Source organism: Rhizobium zaerense, assembly GCF_051810725.1.
Lineage (GTDB): Bacteria > Pseudomonadota > Alphaproteobacteria > Rhizobiales > Rhizobiaceae > Rhizobium > Rhizobium leguminosarum_I.
This window is the reverse complement of sequence record NZ_CM132690.1, coordinates 1,776,366-1,793,509: the sequence shown is the minus strand read 5'-3', so window position 1 is coordinate 1,793,509 and position 17,144 is coordinate 1,776,366. Positions and strand designations below refer to the sequence as shown.

Genomic DNA, 17,144 nt, shown 5'->3' with positions numbered 1-17,144 from the left:
GATGTTCGCCACAGTCGTCTGCGCCATCGGCCGAGGATCCCGGCAACGCATGCTCCAGCTTATCGAAACGGCCCGCGCGCAGCTCGCGCACAACGGAAGCCTCCACCTCGTTCACGCGGTGGAGGGCCTACCCTCGTCCGCCTCGCCGGACGATTGGGCGATCGAGGTGATGGCCGCCGCTGAGACCAGACTTTCGGAAGCCCTGCGGTCGACCGACACTCCTGCTTCTATACACGTCAGGGCGGGCAACCCGTCTCAGATCATCGTGGCCATCGCGAAGGTGACCGCCGCCGATCTCGTCGTGATTGCCTCTCACCGGGACGACGTGCTCGACCGGGTCTTTGGCTCGGTCGTGGATCACGTCGTGCAGCGCGCACCATGCTCCGTGCTCGTCTTGCGAACGACCCGGTGAGCAGCGCGCTTCACACGACCCTCTTCGCCTCAGCCTCCCTGACCTGACCGGCGGCGATGTCACGATACAGTTCGGCGGTATGCGACAACAGTCGTGACCCGGTCTCGCAAAGCCGCGACACCTCCTTAGGATATTCCTCCAGCTCGGTCTCGACGAAGTCCGAAAGGACCTCGACCGCATCGCCGTGGTCGATGCTGCAGCCAAGTCTTGTCAGAAATTCAAAGCATCGAAGCCCTCGCCGAGCGGCGGACGCCGTCAAATCCGTGGTGATCGTGGCCGACGTGACGAAGATCTGCTCTTGGATCAGAGCCCCTGCACAAAATGCGGGTGCGAGGGTGAAGTTGAATGTGGCGCTTGGACTGGGGAGATATGTCATGTGGTGCTCCGCTTGAGGGATGTGGGTTGGGTTCGGCTCGAGCGTCGACGGTCATTTCGTTCTGACTGCGCTGCGTCCCGACACGGCCGTGACGGCAATGCCGTAGAAGACGTGAGGAGAACCATCGGACATCGGGATCTCGTTGGGCTTCATAGAGCCGATCTCCCACCAGTCCGAATACTTTTGGAGAAGCGACCACGCGTGTAGCCTTTCGCTTCGTCGCGCATCGCTGTCCGGAAACTCCTCGAACCTGCCTTCGACGACGATGCTCGTCCACCCGCCACTGCTCGAACGCTGCTCGACGTGAAGACAGACCTTGTCATTCCCCCGCATCCAGTCGAGCTTCTTGCCGGGCATGGTGAAGCTATAGGCGACGCCGCCGGAAAAGGCGAAATAGATCGCCGCCACGTAAGGCTGCCCATCCTTGCAGCAGGCGAGATGACCGAAGCGTTCGTTCTCAAGGATTCGGTAGCACTCACCGGGGTTGATCTCCGTCAGCTTGATCGTCATGGCCGTGTTCTCCAGCTTTAATGAAGGCACGATCATAGGAGCTCCGTTGCGCCGCGGCCTTGACAAAGCGCAATGCAAACTCTCTCCGCGGCATGCATCATGACGGCTGTTTAGACCTCAGGAGGCCAGCATGAAGGCGCAGTTCCATCTTCCGTTATCGACCTATCCCGACCCGAGTTCCTTCACCGTCATCGACAACGCGATCGACCTCGCTCGGCAGAACGACGCCGATCTCGTCGCCAGCATCCCGCAAGTCCGGATCCCCCAGGTCCATCAGCCCTTTCCCACTTTTATCGATGTCGACACATGGCGGGAACAAGCAGAGCGGTATAGCCGGGACAGCGGGACTTCGCTGCGGGAACACGTCGCCGACGCTATTTCGGAAACTGGCTTCGAGGTGCAGATCCACGGATTCAAGGTCAGGGAACCGTTCCTCTATGAACGCTTTTCTGAAATTGCCAAGTGCTACGACCTTTCCATCGTCGAAGCCTCGGAGCTCTCCCGACAGCTCTCCGAAACGCTGCTATTCGGAAGCGGCCGTCCGCTCGTGCTATTTCCAGTCACCAGCGTCTACTCTCGTGTGGACACGATCGCCGTCGCCTGGGACGGCAGTGCCACTGCAGCGCGCGCTCTTTCCTGCGCACGGGTCTTCATCGAACGCGCGATCAAGGTGCAGGTCATCTCGATCACCGACGATAAGGAGATCGACGAGGCGAACCGCGCCCTCCTGATCTCTTCTTTGAAGCATTCGGGACTCGACGTGGATGACGTATCGATCCAGGCACTCGGCGAGACCGCGACAGCTGCCATCCAATCGGCGGCGCTGGAACGAAAGGCGGACCTTCTGGTCGCGGGCGGATTTGGCCATTCGCGGCTTCGTGAGTTTATCCTCGGCGGCGTTACTCGCGAACTGCTCGTCAAGGCCGAACTGCCGGTGCTTCTCGCCCATTAGAGGGCGCGAAGGGCGTTGAGAATGACGGCAACGTCGATGGCCTCCTGAAGCAATGCGCCGGCGACTGGCGGAAGGTATCCCGCTCCCGCGAACCCCATCGCGAGGAGCGAGAGACCTATGCCGGCATAGATGCTTTGAAGCGCGATCTTGCGGGAACGACGCGCGATGCCGATCGCCGTCGCTATCTTGGCGAGATCGTCCCGGACGAGCACGATATCCGCGGCCTCCGCGGCCGCCGCAAGGTTCTCGACACCGACCGCGATTCCGACGTCGGCCGCCGCCAGCGCTGGCGCGTCGTTCACGCCGTCGCCGACCATCAGCACTTTCCCGTGGACGCGCTCCTTTTCGACGACTGCGACTTTGTCTGCGGGAGCGAGCCTCGCCGCAACGTCGTCCAAGCCAAGCGAGCGAGCTATGGCTGTCGCGATAGCCAACCCGTCACCAGAAGCCAGGACTATTCGAGAGATTCCCGACGCCCTGAGCTGGGCGACGAGTTGGACAGCATCTTCGCGAAGCCGGTCTTCGAGCGTGATCGTGCCAGCCGGCGTGCCGTCAAACAGCACCTTTATGCGCATTGCGCTGATTGACCCGTTCGGCTCGGACGGCGGCGCTTCTCCGAAATACGTGTCTCCTCCGACGCCGACACGCACGCCATCGACAATCCCGGAAATTCCGGATCCGGCGGTCTCGGTCACCTCCGATGGGCGGCTCAGTAGCAACCCACGTCTATGCGCCTCGTCCACCAGCGCGCGCCCGACCACGTGCCCCGACGCCTGGTCCAGCGAGGCGGCCAGCCGCAGGATCCTGTCGGGATGCACCGTGCCCTCGATGTGGCCTACTTCCGGCTGTCCCGCGGTGAGCGTTCCCGTCTTGTCGAATACCGCCACGGTGGCCTGGGCGAGTGCCTCGAGAGGTCCCGCGCCTTTCACCAGCACCCCCTCCCTGGCTGCTTTTGAAGTGCCGGCCGCAAGCGCGACGGGCACGGCTAGGATCAACGGACAGGGGGTGGCGACGACCAGCACGGCCACGATCCTTGAAAGGTCTCCGGACATGAACGCCGAGGATCCTGCAATCGCCACCGTGGCGAACAGGAACCAGACCGAGAACCGGTCGGCCAGGCGCATCAGCTTCGCCTTGGAGCGCCTCGATGCTTCCACGAGCCTGACTATACCCGCATAGGTGCTGTCCTCGGCGCGGCTCAGAACGCGGATTTCGATCGCATCGCCCTCGTTCGTAGCGCCGCTCGAAATCTTGCCGTCCCTGGCGATGCGCACCGGGAAAGGCTCTCCGGTCAGCACCGCCTGGTCGATCGTCGCGACTTCGCCAACGAGAGTCCCGTCGGCCGGTATGACGTCACCCTTGCGTATCAGGAGCACGTCGCCGACCGCGACCGTCTCGATCGGAATTTCTTCGAAACCGGTTCCGGCAAGCCGCAGGGCCGTCCGCGGAACTTGCACCAGCAAAGCCGACATGCCCTCGTCGGCGCGACGATGTGCGTATGCCTCGAGGAACTGACCGCCGGAATACATGAGACCGACGATCACGCCGGCAAGATATTCGCCGAACCATAAGGAGGACCCCATGGCCATCGCCGCGATCAGATCCAGGCCGTATTCCTGCTTCCGCAGCTTCTTGGCGATCTCAATACAAAGAGACAGCAGAATCAGACTGGTGCAGCCTACCAGTATTAACCGATATCCAAGGTCATGATCCGCGAGATAAAAGGCGAGTGCGGCCGCAAGCGCAAAAAGCGACGACAGCACCAGAAGGCCCGACCGGGAGTCCGCCGCCCTCAGTCGCGACATGCCGCCGTGAGGCCACGTCCACCTGCCAGCCCTCCAAGCCGCCGCTGTAGCCACCTCTCATCCTCCCATCAATCCAGAAGTCAGCGGAACGATTTTGCGCAATCGATGCAGAACGGCGTATAGGGAACCGCAGTTAGCCGCTCCTTGCCGATCGGATGATGGCATTTGACGCATCGCCCATATGTGCCGTCGTTCAGCCGGTCGATCGCCGCGTCGATGGCCGCAATCTGGTCGCGCCCCTCGGCTTGCATCTCGCGGAGAACTTCGTCGTTCTCAACCTGGGTCGCGCGCTCCTCGCTGTCCTTCTCGAGCGCCACGCAGAGGTCCGCATCGATCGCTCCGAGACGACGGACAAGATCCTCCTTCATCGTCTGCAACACCGTCTGTACCGAGCTTTTATTCATTTTAATCGCCTTTCAATCATGCCGGATCAATTTGGGTCCACACGCGATGCCGTCGTAATACCGAACCAAACGCACCACCTTCGAAACGCCATGACCGCGTATGCCGCGGCCCACAAGTCGTCTGCAGCATATCTCAATGCGATCGGAGCTCCTTGATCCCGGTCAATGCCGCCTGCGCAGGGGCACATAGGCTGTCGCGCGAGCTTTCAGTGAAATCGTTGCGACCAGCCCGGAGACCATGATGAATCTCACGGCGCAGACACCCGCCCCCACCGCACCTACGGCAATCGGTCTGACCGACGTCGAGGCCGCGGAACGCCTTGCCGAGCTCGCGCCAAACACGCTGCCCGAGCCTGAGCCGCCATCGCCGCTGAAGGTGTTCCCCATCCAATTTCGCAACCCGATCATTTACATTCTTTTGCTGGCGTCGGGGCTCTCGTTTGCGACCGGCAGGATCGAGGACGCCCTGTTCATTCTCGTCGTGCTTCTGATCAATGCCTCCATCGGCACGTATCAGGAGTATTCTGCGGATCGGGTGGCCGCCGCCCTTCGCAAGCTCGAGCAGCCGTCGGCCAGGGTCATCGCCGCCGAGTTGGGAAGAGCCGATTCCTCGCAGCCTCCGCTTGTCGCCCGTCTGCTGAAGTTCACGAACGCGCTCGCTCTTTTCGTAGGATTGGCGGCATTGGTGCTGGTCGTCGCCGGCTTCATGCGGGGCCTCTCTGCACGATCTTGTCATGATGTCCGTAGGTCTGGCGGTGAGTGCTGTGCCGGAAGGGCTTCCGATCGCCATTTCCGTCGCGCTTGCCGTCAGCATGCGGCGGATGGCCGGCCGCAATGTCATCGTCCGAAGCATGCCGGCGGTGGAGACCCTGGGTTCGACCACGATGATCGCCACGGACAAGACGGGTACCTTGACCAGCAACGTGCAGACGGTGACTGAAATTCGCCTGCCTGATGGCACGGACATCGCTCTGGACGCCCATGCCGATCTCGACAGGTGCTGGACGGCGGCCTGGTCCGCGAGAGGGCGCGCAGGCTGCTGCGCGCACTGCTTGCAAACGAACCCTCGTCCGCCGGGACGACCGCGATCGTTCATCCCGTGTTGCTTGACGAAGATCAAAGACGTCAGCGCATGCGCCGTTATCCTTTCGATATTCAACAAGAGAGGTGATCGAAATGTCCATTCGCACGGTATTGAGCATCCTGAGTTCCAAATATTTCGATGAAGACCTGAAGGCCGCCGTCGAGTTTTGCGGAGCCTCAGGAGCGCATCTCAGCGCGGTCGTGATCTGCATGGGCGCGTCGCCCATGATGGGAGAATATAACTCCCTGTCGACCGTCTGGCTGGAAGAACGCCAGCGCGAAATCGAGGAAATCGTCAAGAAAGCCGAAGAGATCAAGGCGTATCTCTCGCGCACCGACCTGTCCTACGACGTGCAGGACGTCTATACGGAATATGCTTTTGCACGGGAGGACGTTGCAGAACGGGCGCTCTACGCCGACGTCGTTCTCGTCGGCCGCCAAGCGTGCAAGGACGAGGAACTCCAGAAAAGGGTCATGGATGGCGCTCTGTTCCATACGCCGACGCCAATCATCATCAACCGCGGACGGCGGCCGCTCTCTTCAACTTCAAAATCGATCGTACTGGCGTGGGATTCGAGCGACGAGGCGTCGCGTGCTGCAAGGCAGGCCCTCGACCTGCTGAAGACGGCGGACTGCGTCTACGTGACGATGGTCGATCCGGTCTCGCGAGAGCGGGTGAATGGAGAAGAACCAGGCGCCGACATCGCGAGCTTCCTCTCCCGTCACGGGGTCAAGGTTCAGGTGGATCGCGTGGCCAGTGGCGGAAACACCGCCGACGAGGTCCTGAGGCGGCATGCGATGGACGTCAACGCCGATCTGGTCGTCATGGGCGCATACAATCACCCTCGCTGGCAGCAGACGCTCTTCGGAGGCGTGACGCGCAACATGATAGAGCAAAGCAGCATGCCGATTTTCATGGCGCATTGACTGAGGGAGGAACATGGCCGCGGAACATTTGCGGTCATGGCCGCCCAGTGGTGCGGCATGGCGCGTTCAACACGATCGATGTTGGCCGTCCGGATGTCACCCGCGTTAGGCTCCGACGGCGCCGACACCGCCGCCCAATCGGCGTCAGCTAAAGACGGTGATTGAAGACGACGCCATCGATCACCAAGTCAGGTCGATGCAATTGGACGGGCACAGGATCGTGGCGCAAAAGCCCATCGCTGATTATTCCCCACGTCGGGCAGTGGGACGACATCTGGCTGATAGCGCGGCGCCCTTGTCTGGTTCCTGATCGGGGAACGGTTCCTCGCCGGGTATCTCGGGCTCATTGAGATCGCTTGCATTTTACCGATCGGTTTACCGGCCTCGAAAGATCCGACGTCGTATGCACGTCCATGGGAACTTGACGCCACCCGATCCCTCTAAACGTGTCCGGACGCCATCCCCACCCCGGCCAGGACCATCCGACCGGCCTCTTCGCCCAGCGCCGCCGGGACTGTCCGAGCGCCACGCACGGTCACGCGCCGAGGGTTCCGCCCATCAGCATCAATGCTCAGACCGCGAAGCAGAATCTCGCTTCCATGACAGACCGCGAGCGCTCCGATCGGCGTTCGGCACGAGCCGTTGAGGGTTCGAAGGAAGGCATGCTCGCAGCGAACGGCATCGGCCGTGCTTGCATCGTTTAGAGCCGATACCAGTTCAGTTATTCGGTCATTCGCGACGACATTCTCGATACAGATGGCTCCCTGCGCGGGCGAAGGTGGGAAATCGCGCGGGTTCAAAATCTCCGTTGCGGCGTCGAACATGCCCAGTCGGTTCAGTCCCGCCATCGCAAGCAGCGTCGCGTCAACAACCCCACTCTCGAGCTTCTGCAGCCGCGTACCGACAGATCCCCGAAATGGAACGATATCTGGATCTGGCCGGTGCATTGCGACAAGCGCTGCGCGTCGGATCGACGACGTACCGACCACGGCGCCAGGCGGCAGCTCCCACAATCGATATCCGCTGCGTGAGATCAACACATCGCGCACGTCCTCCCTCGGCAGGAACGCGCTGAGGTGCAGCCCGTCCGGAAGGGTCGTGGCGACGTCCTTGGCCGAATGCACCGCAAGATCGAGGTCTCCTGAAAGGAGCCTTTCCTCCAGTTCAATTGTAAAAAAGCCTTTCACTCCGACCTCTGGCAACGGCCGTTCGTCAATCCGATCGCCTCTGGTCGTCAGAGGCACGATCTCGAAGCAGTCACCAGGAAGACCGTGGTAGGCGGCGAGCCGGCCGGCCACCTCCTTCGCCTGGGCAAACCCAAGCGGGCTCGCTCGCGTACCGATCTTGATTTGGTTCTGTGCAGCTCCTCCCGACTTCATCAGGCGGCATCCTGTTCGGGCTGGGTGGCGACATTGAACTGCAACTCCGCGAGTCTTGCGTAAAGTCCCCCCTGTCGAACTAGCGACGCATGTGGACCCTCCTCCACGATCCTGCCCTTGTCCATGACCAGGATGCGGTCGGCATTGAGAACGGTGGCGAGCCGGTGCGCAATAACGATCGTCGTCCGACCGCTTATGAGTCCTTCCAATCCCCGTTGAACGAGCTGCTCGTTCTCGGCGTCCAACGAGGCGGTCGCTTCGTCGAGAAGGAGGATTGGAGCATCTTTGAGCAGCGCGCGTGCAATCGCTATCCTCTGGCGTTGTCCTCCGGAGAGCGTCAGACCGCGTTCGCCGACGACGGTTTCGTATGCCTTTGGGAGCGCGGCGACAAAGGCGTCCGCCCGCGCTTTGGCGGCAGCCGCCGCTATTTCCGCCTCCGTGGCGTCAGGACGACCGAATGCGATGTTTTCAGCGATCGAGGCGCCGAAGATCGTCACGTCCTGCGGGACAACGGAAATCTCCTTCCGAAGATCTTCGGGCGTGGTCGATCTGATATCCCGCCCGTCGATCGCGATGCTGCCCGAGTAGTCGTCATAGAAACCGAGCAACAACGAGAGAACGGTACTCTTCCCCGATCCCGATGGGCCGACGATCGCGACTGTCTCGCCGGCCACGACCTGCAGCGAGAGGCCTCTAAGGACTTCTCGTTCAGGCGAGCCAGGATAGGCGAAATGGAGATCCGCGATCTGAACGTCGCCCCGTACCTGACCGATCGGTCTGACGGAACCACGCTGACGGACGCTCCCTTGTTCGTCCAATAGCTCGAAAAGCCGTCCAGCCGCTCCAGCAGCCTGGGCCATTTCGCCCCAGACTTCGGAGAGCGACCCGAGCGAGCCCGCCGCGATCACGGCATAGATTAGAAACTGACTGAGATTACCGGCAGAAAGCGTTCCGCTAAGCAGGCTGTGCGCCCCAATCCATAGCACTCCGACGACGCTTCCGAATATTAGAGCGATTGCAACCGCCGTAAGGGACTGCCCGCGAGCGCGAAGCGACGACTGCGCTTCGATAGGACTCCTCTATATCCTTTGAGTATCGGCGACAGGCGATCTCCTCGCCGTTGAATGCCTGGACGGTGCGGCTTCCGGCTATGATTTCGGCCGCGTAAGCGGATGCATTGGCCAGGGCGTCCTGAGCGGCCCTCGACCGCTTCCGAACCGAGCGTCCGAATACCACCAGCGGGGCCACGACTAAGGGAATGGCGCCCATGGTGATCGCGGACAAAGCGGGGCTTGTGACGAACATCATGGCAAGAGCGCCGACGCAGAGGATGGAGTTTCTCAACGCTACGGATGCGGCGAGACTCGTCGCTGTCTTAATGTGAGCAGCGTCGGCGGTCAGCCGCGAGGCGATTTCCCCCGACCGGTTTGCATCGAAGAAACTCGCGGGGAGACGGGTGATCTTGTGGAAGACCATTATCCGGAGATCGCCAACGATCCGTTCCCCAAGCGTCGTGACGAAGTAGTATCGGCAGGCGCTTGCTACCGCGAGTCCGATCGCGAGGATCATTAGCATCATGAAGTAACGGTTGACGAACGCGCCATCAGCCTGGCTGAAGCCATTGTCTATCATCCTGCGAACCGCCAACGGGAGCGCAAGCGATATCAGAGCCGCACAGGTCAGCGAAACACCCGCGCACACCACCAGCGGCCGATGATTGCGAAGCAATGGTCGCAAACGCATCAGGCCGCCGATCCTCCGCTTCGCGGAATTTCCCCCGCATGTATCCGTGGCGCCTTCCAACGGGCCGGCGGAACGGCAGTCGTGCTTTGCAATCATCAATGTCTTGGTCTCCGACTTCATTCCGTGGCACTCTTCTTCTGGGAAGGCGGCTCTGTCTTTGATCGCGATCAATAATAATGGCGATACATCCTCGTCTTGCCGGAAGCGCGATCCCGCACCCGAGACCTGAAAAAACGTAGAGGGCTGCACGACGGCTGAATTTAGCAAGCAGACGACGGGTCATGCCTTCGTTAGAGAACGGAAGTGTCCTCAATGCATCAGGCGACGTGCCTCGCGAGCGCGCAGCGCGACCAGAGCGAATGCAGCGCCTCGACCAGATGGGCGATATCGGCGTCGGAATGCAGCGGCGTCGGCGTGATGCGCAGGCGCTCGGTCTTCTTCGGCACGGTGGGATAGTTGATCGGCTGGACATAGACCCCCCAATTGTCGAGCAGCAGGTCGGAGATCCACTTGCATTTCGCCGCATCGCCGACCAGCACCGGCACGATATGGCTCGGATTGGGCATATGCGGAATGCCGCGCTGATCAAGCAGCGCCCTCAGCTTGCGGACACGGTCCTGATGCCGGGCGCGCTCGAACTGGCTGACCTTCAGGTGCTGGATCGAGGCGACAGCACCGGCTGCCAGCGCCGGCGGCAGCGCCGTGGTGAAGATGAAGCCCGACGCGAACGAGCGGATGAAATCGCAAAGCGCCGTCGACGCGGCGATATAGCCGCCCATCACCCCGAACGCCTTGCCGAGCGTGCCCTCGATCACGGTCAGCCGGTCCATCAGCCCCTCGCGCTCGGCAATGCCGCCGCCGCGCGGCCCATACATGCCGACGCCATGCACTTCATCGAGATAGGTCATCGCCCCGTATTTGTCGGCGAGGTCGCAGATTTCCTTGATCGGGGCGATATCGCCATCCATCGAATAGACGCTCTCGAAGGCGATCAGCTTCGGCGCCTTCGGATCGGCGGCCTTGAGCTTGGCTTCGAGATCGGCCACGTCATTGTGCTTCCAGATGACCTTGTCGCACTTGGCATAGCGGATGCCCTCGATCATCGAGGCATGGTTCAACGCGTCGGAGAAGATGATCAGGCCGGGGATCTTGGCGCCGAGCGTGCCGAGTGCTGCCCAGTTGGAGACATAGCCCGACGTGAAAATCAGCGCTGCTTCCTTGCCGTGCAGATCGGCAAGCTCGCGCTCGAGCATGACGTGATGGTGGTTGGTGCCAGAAATATTGCGGGTGCCTCCCGCACCCGCGCCACAGTGGTCGATGGCGTTCTTCATCGCCTCGATCACCTTCGGATGCTGGCCCATGCCGAGATAGTCGTTGGAGCACCAGACCGTGACCTCCTTTTGGCCATCCGCGGTGTGACGCGTCGCGCGCGGAAAATTGCCGCGGTGACGTTCGAGATCGGCAAAAACGCGGTAACGGCCTTCGCTATGAAGCCCGTCCAGCTCGTCTTTGAAAAACGCTTCGAAATCCATGTGCACGCTCCCCTGTTCGATTCGAGCAGTACATTGCGGTGGTTGCGGCGTATTTGATCCTGATCAAGTTGGGTGAAAGCTGAACACCGACTGGCGAGCGCATCGGACCAGTCACGAGATTCCCCCGTTCCAATCGTTGTGGAAAACGGCAATCCGTTCGCGGCAATCGGAATCGACACCACGGGAAGAAGCTCGATCGACTGGGGAGCCTACGGCGTCCCCGAAACATTTATTATCGATCGCACGGGACAGATCCTCTTGAAACATGTCCGACCGATCGACGAGAAAAGCCTCACGATTGATTTTCTGCCCATTTTGGAAGAGATCATTGCCGCCGAATGAACGCTGCCTCTGCCAGCCGTGTTTGACCTCCATCAAGGAAACGGCCTCGCCTATTGAGTATGTCGATTTGGCGGGTCGGGATTTTCCCGTGTCAAGGGGGGAAACTTGACAGAGGCTCGCTCGGTTTTGGGGCGCAACACCGAGCGAGCCTCCTCGCGTCAAATTCACTCTCACCAACGAGCGCCAGCCGAAGCCGCGCCGCCAGGCGCGGGCGGCAGTGCCGCAAGCTTGAGAATTTCGGGTGTCCAGAATCTGCGAGATTGTCTGGTTGAGGCAAGCGGCGATTTCACTAAATCTTTGCGAGATTCGGCTTGAACACCAGCGGGCGAGCATAAGATGCTTTATCGCCGCATATGCTCCGACATCCAGAAATTGGTCTCCGCGGATGTGCGGATATTGGTCGGCGCTTTAAACAGCATAGAGGCGCTGTCTCAACCCACCTCGGTCCCGGTCAGCCGAGCGATCTGGAGCCGGTCACGATAGGCGCCGACACCCAGGCTTTCGACCAGGGTGCGAACAGCCTTTTGCTTCAGCTCCGACTCGACGTTGCCGTCGAGTGTCACCTGGCCGTCCTTGACGGTCACCTGGATCTTCTGAGGCGTTATCCCCAAGTCCGACCTCAGTCGCGTCCGGACAGCCAGCCTGATCGATTCATCTTCTTTTGGCAACGGTGCCGTTTGGGCATCGATGATCAGGCCGAGGATGTCCCTGCGGCTGACAATCCCGACAAGGCGCCCGTCCTCGACGATAGGCAGCCGCTTGATCCGGTGCGCCTGGAGGCTTTCGGCGATATCCGATACCTCGCTGTCGGGGCTCGCCACGATCACATCTTGAGACATGACATCGGCGACACACCAGCCATTGCTGGAAATATATCGCTCAAGATCGATCTCGGATATGATTTCGGGTGCGCGGGCGGCGCGGGGAGCGAAGCGGATCTCTCTTCGCAGCAGCAGGTCGCCCTCCGTAAGCATTCCGCAGACGCGGCCTTCGTCGTCAATGACAGGAAGGCCGCTGACGTTGTTGTGCATCATGACAGCGACAGCGTGGCGTATACTGACTGCTGGACCGATCGACACCACCTTCGTGGTCATTATGTCCTTCGCCTGCATTGTCCTGCCTCGTTTATAGGAATTGTTGCTGCGACGACGATAGGACGACCGCGTCGAGCCGCCATTGATCTCCGTCAAATAGTGCGATTTCTGTGAAGCATCTCGCTCAGCTTCGCTTGTTCATCGGCCGTCAGCTTGCTGCCGGTCGGTTTGCCGGCCCTCTTGCGGGCAAAGACCAGCAGTGACCGTCCGCCGGCAAGGATCAGCAGCAGCGGTGCGCCCCAGAGCAGCCCCGTCTTCAGGCTGAGACGCGGTTTCAAAAGCACGAATTCACCGTAGCGCGAGACGATGTAGTTCAGCACCGCCTCGTCGCTGTCGCCATCGCTGATGCGCTCGCGCACCAGCAGCCGCAGGTCCTTGGCCAGATCGGCGTTGGAATCGTCGATCGACTGGTTCTGGCAGACCATGCAGCGCAGCTCGGCCGAGAGAGCGCGAGCGCGGGCTTCCAAAGCTGGATCGGCCAGCACCTCGTCGGGATTGACGGCGAAGGCGGAGACGGGCGTGAAGAGGACGAAAAGGACGATGAGGAGCCGGGAGAGAAGCCGCATTCCCCTTCGCCCCTCGGGGAGAAGGTGCCCGACAGGGCGGATGAGCATCTGTGTTTGGTGTCAAGGTGGATTTGGTGTCCAGATGCGGTTTTTGGTGATGAGGGTGTTTGCCAGGACGATGAGCTTTCTCATGACGGCGACGAGGACGACCTTATTGGGTTTTCCGACTTTCTTCAGCCTTGCGGCGAAGCGTGCGAGGTCCGGGTTGTGACGAGAGGCGGACAGGGCGGCCATGTAGATGGCGTTCCTGGGTGCTGGGCGTCCGCCCCTGATGGAGCGATGTTCGGCCCGCTCGCCACTTTCGCAGGCAATCGGCGCAAGGCCGGTCAGCATGGCGGCCTGCTTGCCGGAGCAGGCGCCAAGTTCGCAAAGGCCAGCGATCAGGCTTGCGGCGGTGACGGCTCCGATGCCAGGAATGGAGATGAGGATGTCGAGGCGGCGGCGCATCTCGGGATCGGCGCAGATGCTGCGCTCGATCTCGGCGTCCAGTCTTGCGATATGGGTGTCGAGCGCGGCAAGCCGGCGCGTCAGTTCCTTGCGCAGGAAAGCGGTCACGGCCGTCTTCATCCGGTTGGACAGGGCGGTGCGTTCACCATTGGCGGCAGATCGGGCATTGACCAGTTCCTGCAGGGTTTCCAGCGCTTGGTCCGGCGGTGGGGTCTGTGCGGGCTTGAGGGCTTCTCCCATGATGGCCAGAAACCGCGCATCGAGCCGATCGGTCTTGGCGAGAAAGCCGCAGGCTTTGGCAAACAGTCGGGCGCGCAGCGGATCGACGACCGACACGTAAAAGCCATCGGCATGCAGCGAGCGCTGGACGGCGCGATGCCACTTGCCGGTCGCTTCCATGACGATACGCAGCGCCGAGCGCGGCATCTGGTCAAGCGCATCGAGCTCCCGCTTGAGGCGGCGCAGGCCGGCCGTGTCGTTGGTCACCCGAAAACTGCGGCCGAGAGGATGCAGATGAATGTCCAGCCACTCTTTACAGACATCGATGCCGACATAAACTGTCGCCATCGCGGCGCGTTCGGACGATACCTTGCCTTGCATACGGGACCTGCTCCCCACTATCTGTTCAGGACAAACGCGAAGGACGAGCGGACCAGGCTCATCCCCGGTTCACGCCAAGGGGGTTACGGTCCCGCCCGTCCGACCCCTGGGGGATGGCCATCCCCCAGGGGTCGCACCCATCATCAACGGATGCAGTTTGAACATGCAAGGGGGCCACCCTTCGCAGCACAGGCGACCTTTCGCTTGCGCTCAAGCTCCTCGCAGCTCCGCCGCTCGGCCCCCTCATCTGCCCTTCGGGCATCTTCTCCCCGATGGGGAGAAGGGGAAGAAAGCCGTGAGCGCGTCATTCCGCCGGCTCCATGGCAGGAGCTGCCGGCTTCGCCTTGCGGCGCGGGGCGCCGACACGCAGGCGCCGGTCGCTGAGCGAGACCAGGCCGCCGAAGGCCATGATCACCGCGCCGCCCCAGATGCAGAGAATGAACGGCTTCCACCAGATGCGCACGACGATGCCGCCGTCCTTGGTGGCGTCACCCAAAGAGACGTAGAGCTGGCTGAGGCCGAAGGTCAGAATACCAGCCTCCGTCGTCGGCATCTGCCGGGCGGTATAGAGCCGCTTGGCCGACCAGGTATCGGCAACCGCGACACCGGCGCGGCGGATGGTGAAGTGGCCGCGCTCCTCGGTATAGTTCGGCCCGGTCCCCGGCTGCATGCCGTCGAAATGCAGGCTGTAACCGCCGGCCTCGGTCACCTCGCCGGGCTTCATCTCAATGACATGCTCGCTCTCAAACGTCGTCACCGCGACGATGCCGAGCACGGTGACGCCGAGCCCGGCATGGGCTAGCGCCGTGCCGAAGGCGGAACGCGGCAGGCCGGAAAGCCGCCGCCAGGCAAGGCTGCCCGCCACCTTGCCGATGCCGGCGCGATACCAGAGATCGGCGACCGCGCCGAGGATGAGGAACAGCCCGGCGGCCAGGCCGAGGACGGCAAGCACCGGCCCGCCATGTTCGATATAGAAGAAGATCAGCGCGGCAAGGAAGGCGAGACCTGCGACGACATAGAGCCGCTGCAGGGCACCCAGCAGATCGCCGCGCTTCCAGGCCAGCATCGGCCCGAAGGGTACGATGACGATCAGCGGTGCCATCAGCAGGCCGAAGGTCAGGTTGAAGAAGGGTGGTCCGACGGAGATCTTGTCGCCGGTCAGCGTTTCCAGCAGCAGCGGATAGAGCGTGCCTGTGAGCACCGTGCCGCAGGCGACCGTCAGGATCAGATTGTTGACGACGAGCGCGCCCTCGCGCGAGATCGGCGCAAACAGCCCGCCGGCCGAAAGCTTCGGCGCGCGGAAGGCAAACAGCGACAGCGCCCCGCCGATGAAGATCAGCAGGATGCACAGAATGAAGACGCCGCGGGATGGGTCGCTGGCAAAGGCATGCACCGAGGTCAGCACGCCGGAGCGCACCAGGAAGGTGCCCATCAGCGACAGCGAGAAGGTGAGGATGGCGAGCAGCACCGTCCAGATCTTCAGCGCCTCGCGCTTTTCCATGACAAGCGCCGAATGCAGCAGCGCAGTGCCGGCGAGCCACGGCATGAAGGAGGCGTTTTCCACCGGGTCCCAGAACCACCAGCCGCCCCAGCCGAGCTCGTAATAGGCCCAGTAGGAGCCCATGGCGATGCCGAGCGTCAGGAAGGTCCAGGCCGCCAGCGTCCAGGGCCGCACCCAGCGTGCCCAGGCAGCGTCGATGCGCCCTTCCATGAGCGCAGCAACGGCAAAGGAGAAGCAGACGGAGAAGCCGACATAGCCGAGATAGAGCAGCGGCGGATGGATCGCCAGACCAACATCCTGAAGCACCGGGTTGAGATCGCGGCCCTCGGCCGGCGCCGGATCGAGCCGCAGGAAGGGATTGGAGGTCAGCAGGATGAACAGCGTGAAGGCGACCGAAATCCAGGCCTGCACGGCCAATACATTGGCTTTCAGCGTCTCCGGCAGATTGCGGCCGAAGACGGCGACCAGCGCGCTGAACAGCGTCAGGATCAACAGCCAGAGCATCATCGATCCCTCGTGATTGCCCCAGACGCCGGAGTATTTGTAGATCAGCGGCACCAGCGAATGCGAATTCTCCCAGACGTTTTCGACCGAGAAATCCGAGACGACATGGGCATAGGTCAGCACGGCGAAGGAGAAGGCCACAAGCGCAAACATCGCCAGCGAGCCGACCGTCGCCACATCCATCATCGCCCGGTCGTGACGACGGGCTCCGATCACCGGCACGATGGAAAGGATGAGCGCCGTGGCCAGCGCCAGCACCAGCGCGTAATGGCCGATCTCGATGATCATGGCGTCGCCTTCACTTGCTGTTCCTTCACTTCCTGGCCCTGACCTTCCTGGCCTTGGCCTTCCTTCCACAGCCCCTGGGCTTTCAGCTTGTCGGCCACCTCCTTCGGCATATAGGTCTCGTCATGCTTGGCAAGCACGGTGTCGGCGACGAAGATGTTCGTGCCGGCAGTGAACATGCCTTCGGTGACGACGCCCTGGCCCTCGCGGAAGAGATCGGGGAGGATGCCGGTATATTGGACCTTGACGGCATTGGCGCTGCCGTCGGTGACGGCAAATTCCACCGTCGAGCCGGTGCCGCGCACGACACTGCCCTCACCGACCAGGCCGCCGAGGCGGATGCGGGTTTCCGGCGCCACCGGCGTCTTGGCGAGATCGGCCGGCATGTAGAAATAGGCAACCGACTGGCTGAAGGCGAACATGACAAGCAGCACGGCGGCGAGGATGAAGCCCATGCCACCTGCAGGATCCTCGCTGAGCTTGGCATCGAGGCTTTCGACCATGCCGCGGATCATCTGCTGCCGGTCGCCGGCGTCGGCCGCCGTCACATCCTGCTGCGTGGGATTGCCGGGAGCAGCCGCACCGGCGCCCGGATTGACGTCAGGGCCTGCCGGCGCGCCGCCGTTCATGGCGATATGCTGGTTGACCAGCGGCAGCCACGGCGCATCGGCCGGCGATTGTT

General features: G+C 62.0%; 15 protein-coding genes and 2 pseudogenes. 5 read left to right on the top strand and 12 right to left on the bottom strand.

Going from position 1 to position 17,144, the window contains the following annotated elements:
- The first annotated feature begins 1 nt into the window (after position 1).
- Positions 2–412, top strand: a complete 411-nt coding sequence (locus ACS4RR_RS08515; RefSeq protein WP_222387061.1) for a universal stress protein — start codon at positions 2–4, stop codon at positions 410–412.
- Between the two features lie 10 nt (positions 413–422).
- Here ACS4RR_RS08515 and ACS4RR_RS08510 read toward each other — a convergent pair whose 3' ends face one another.
- Both ACS4RR_RS08510 and ACS4RR_RS08505 read right to left on the bottom strand, forming a co-directional pair.
- Entirely contained in the window at positions 423–788 is a 366-nt protein-coding gene (locus ACS4RR_RS08510; protein ID WP_222387062.1) for a hypothetical protein, read from the bottom strand.
- Positions 789–839: 51 nt separating this feature from the next.
- The gene (locus ACS4RR_RS08505; RefSeq protein ID WP_260109222.1) at positions 840–1,298 is read right to left on the bottom strand and encodes a pyridoxamine 5'-phosphate oxidase family protein; all 459 of its coding nucleotides are present in this window, start codon (positions 1,296–1,298) and stop codon (positions 840–842) included.
- Between the two features lie 130 nt (positions 1,299–1,428).
- Here ACS4RR_RS08505 and ACS4RR_RS08500 point away from each other — a divergent pair, with 130 nt between their 5' ends.
- Positions 1,429–2,250 carry a universal stress protein gene (locus ACS4RR_RS08500; RefSeq protein ID WP_456189951.1) on the top strand — a complete coding sequence of 274 codons (822 nt, stop codon included), beginning with the start codon at positions 1,429–1,431 and terminating at the stop codon, positions 2,248–2,250.
- Here the strand turns inward: ACS4RR_RS08500 and ACS4RR_RS08495 are convergent.
- Together ACS4RR_RS08495 and ACS4RR_RS08490 are read right to left on the bottom strand one after the other, a co-directional pair.
- Positions 2,247–4,109, bottom strand: a complete 1,863-nt coding sequence (locus ACS4RR_RS08495) for a heavy metal translocating P-type ATPase (RefSeq protein ID WP_456189950.1) — start codon at positions 4,107–4,109, stop codon at positions 2,247–2,249. The genes ACS4RR_RS08500 and ACS4RR_RS08495 overlap by 4 nt on opposite strands.
- Before the next feature lie 26 nt (positions 4,110–4,135).
- A complete protein-coding gene (locus ACS4RR_RS08490) occupies positions 4,136–4,459 on the bottom strand; it encodes a TraR/DksA family transcriptional regulator (protein ID WP_017965688.1) in 324 nt (107 codons plus the stop codon).
- A gap of 238 nt (positions 4,460–4,697) precedes the next feature.
- Here ACS4RR_RS08490 and ACS4RR_RS08485 point away from each other — a divergent pair.
- Together ACS4RR_RS08485 and ACS4RR_RS08480 are read left to right on the top strand one after the other, a co-directional pair.
- Positions 4,698–5,534: pseudogene (locus ACS4RR_RS08485) on the top strand (HAD-IC family P-type ATPase); the annotation flags it as partial.
- Positions 5,535–5,635: 101 nt separating this feature from the next.
- Complete coding sequence (locus ACS4RR_RS08480; protein ID WP_222387067.1) at positions 5,636–6,469, top strand: universal stress protein; 834 nt, start codon at positions 5,636–5,638, stop codon at positions 6,467–6,469.
- Positions 6,470–6,909: 440 nt separating this feature from the next.
- Here the strand turns inward: ACS4RR_RS08480 and hemC are convergent, their stop codons facing one another.
- The 3 genes and pseudogenes from hemC to hemA all read right to left on the bottom strand — a co-directional run bounded on the left by hemC (position 6,910) and on the right by hemA (position 11,123).
- Positions 6,910–7,848, bottom strand: a complete 939-nt coding sequence (gene hemC / locus ACS4RR_RS08475; protein ID WP_456189949.1) for a hydroxymethylbilane synthase — start codon at positions 7,846–7,848, stop codon at positions 6,910–6,912.
- A pseudogene (locus tag ACS4RR_RS08470) lies at positions 7,848–9,591 on the bottom strand (ABC transporter transmembrane domain-containing protein). Before ACS4RR_RS08470 ends, hemC begins: the two are co-directional and overlap by 1 nt.
- Positions 9,592–9,908: 317 nt before the next feature.
- A complete protein-coding gene (gene hemA, locus ACS4RR_RS08465) occupies positions 9,909–11,123 on the bottom strand; it encodes a 5-aminolevulinate synthase (protein WP_456189948.1) in 1,215 nt (404 codons plus the stop codon).
- A 72-nt stretch (positions 11,124–11,195) separates the two neighbouring features.
- Between hemA and ACS4RR_RS08460 the strand changes: the two genes are divergently transcribed.
- Complete coding sequence (locus ACS4RR_RS08460) at positions 11,196–11,465, top strand: thioredoxin domain-containing protein (RefSeq protein ID WP_456189947.1); 270 nt, start codon at positions 11,196–11,198, stop codon at positions 11,463–11,465.
- Between the two features lie 431 nt (positions 11,466–11,896).
- On the opposite strand, the gene ACS4RR_RS08455 is transcribed toward ACS4RR_RS08460, so the two are convergent.
- The 5 genes from ACS4RR_RS08455 to ccmE form a co-directional block, all read right to left on the bottom strand.
- Positions 11,897–12,577 carry a CBS domain-containing protein gene (locus ACS4RR_RS08455; RefSeq protein ID WP_260109228.1) on the bottom strand — a complete coding sequence of 227 codons (681 nt, stop codon included), beginning with the start codon at positions 12,575–12,577 and terminating at the stop codon, positions 11,897–11,899.
- A gap of 74 nt (positions 12,578–12,651) precedes the next feature.
- On the bottom strand, positions 12,652–13,125 hold the full coding sequence (locus ACS4RR_RS08450; RefSeq protein WP_260296827.1) for a cytochrome c-type biogenesis protein: 474 nt from the start codon (positions 13,123–13,125) through the stop codon (positions 12,652–12,654).
- 60 nt (positions 13,126–13,185) lie between these two features.
- Complete coding sequence (locus ACS4RR_RS08445; protein ID WP_260109230.1) at positions 13,186–14,172, bottom strand: IS110 family RNA-guided transposase; 987 nt, start codon at positions 14,170–14,172, stop codon at positions 13,186–13,188.
- 304 nt (positions 14,173–14,476) lie between these two features.
- The gene (locus ACS4RR_RS08440) at positions 14,477–16,465 is read right to left on the bottom strand and encodes a heme lyase CcmF/NrfE family subunit (RefSeq protein ID WP_260109231.1); all 1,989 of its coding nucleotides are present in this window, start codon (positions 16,463–16,465) and stop codon (positions 14,477–14,479) included.
- Positions 16,462–16,965 (bottom strand): cytochrome c maturation protein CcmE, encoded by a 504-nt coding sequence (gene ccmE, locus ACS4RR_RS08435; protein WP_260111060.1) that lies wholly within the window; start codon positions 16,963–16,965, stop codon positions 16,462–16,464. Before ccmE ends, ACS4RR_RS08440 begins: the two co-directional genes overlap by 4 nt.
- Positions 16,966–17,144 lie beyond the last annotated feature (179 nt).

What these genes read in the sequence shown, in the direction of transcription:
- ACS4RR_RS08515 (WP_222387061.1), top strand. Translation starts at nt 2, where the DNA reads ATGTTCGCCACAGTCGTCTGCGCCATCGGCCGAGGATCCCGGCAACGC.
- ACS4RR_RS08510 (WP_222387062.1), bottom strand. Translation starts at nt 788, where the DNA reads ATGACATATCTCCCCAGTCCAAGCGCCACATTCAACTTCACCCTCGCA.
- ACS4RR_RS08505 (WP_260109222.1), bottom strand. Translation starts at nt 1,298, where the DNA reads ATGACGATCAAGCTGACGGAGATCAACCCCGGTGAGTGCTACCGAATC.
- ACS4RR_RS08500 (WP_456189951.1), top strand. Translation starts at nt 1,429, where the DNA reads ATGAAGGCGCAGTTCCATCTTCCGTTATCGACCTATCCCGACCCGAGT.
- ACS4RR_RS08490 (WP_017965688.1), bottom strand. Translation starts at nt 4,459, where the DNA reads ATGAATAAAAGCTCGGTACAGACGGTGTTGCAGACGATGAAGGAGGAT.
- ACS4RR_RS08480 (WP_222387067.1), top strand. Translation starts at nt 5,636, where the DNA reads ATGTCCATTCGCACGGTATTGAGCATCCTGAGTTCCAAATATTTCGAT.
- hemC (WP_456189949.1), bottom strand. Translation starts at nt 7,848, where the DNA reads ATGAAGTCGGGAGGAGCTGCACAGAACCAAATCAAGATCGGTACGCGA.
- hemA (WP_456189948.1), bottom strand. Translation starts at nt 11,123, where the DNA reads ATGGATTTCGAAGCGTTTTTCAAAGACGAGCTGGACGGGCTTCATAGC.
- ACS4RR_RS08455 (WP_260109228.1), bottom strand. Translation starts at nt 12,577, where the DNA reads ATGCAGGCGAAGGACATAATGACCACGAAGGTGGTGTCGATCGGTCCA.
- ACS4RR_RS08450 (WP_260296827.1), bottom strand. Translation starts at nt 13,125, where the DNA reads ATGCGGCTTCTCTCCCGGCTCCTCATCGTCCTTTTCGTCCTCTTCACG.
- ACS4RR_RS08445 (WP_260109230.1), bottom strand. Translation starts at nt 14,172, where the DNA reads ATGCAAGGCAAGGTATCGTCCGAACGCGCCGCGATGGCGACAGTTTAT.
- ACS4RR_RS08440 (WP_260109231.1), bottom strand. Translation starts at nt 16,465, where the DNA reads ATGATCATCGAGATCGGCCATTACGCGCTGGTGCTGGCGCTGGCCACG.
- ccmE (WP_260111060.1), bottom strand. Translation starts at nt 16,965, where the DNA reads ATGGTCGAAAGCCTCGATGCCAAGCTCAGCGAGGATCCTGCAGGTGGC.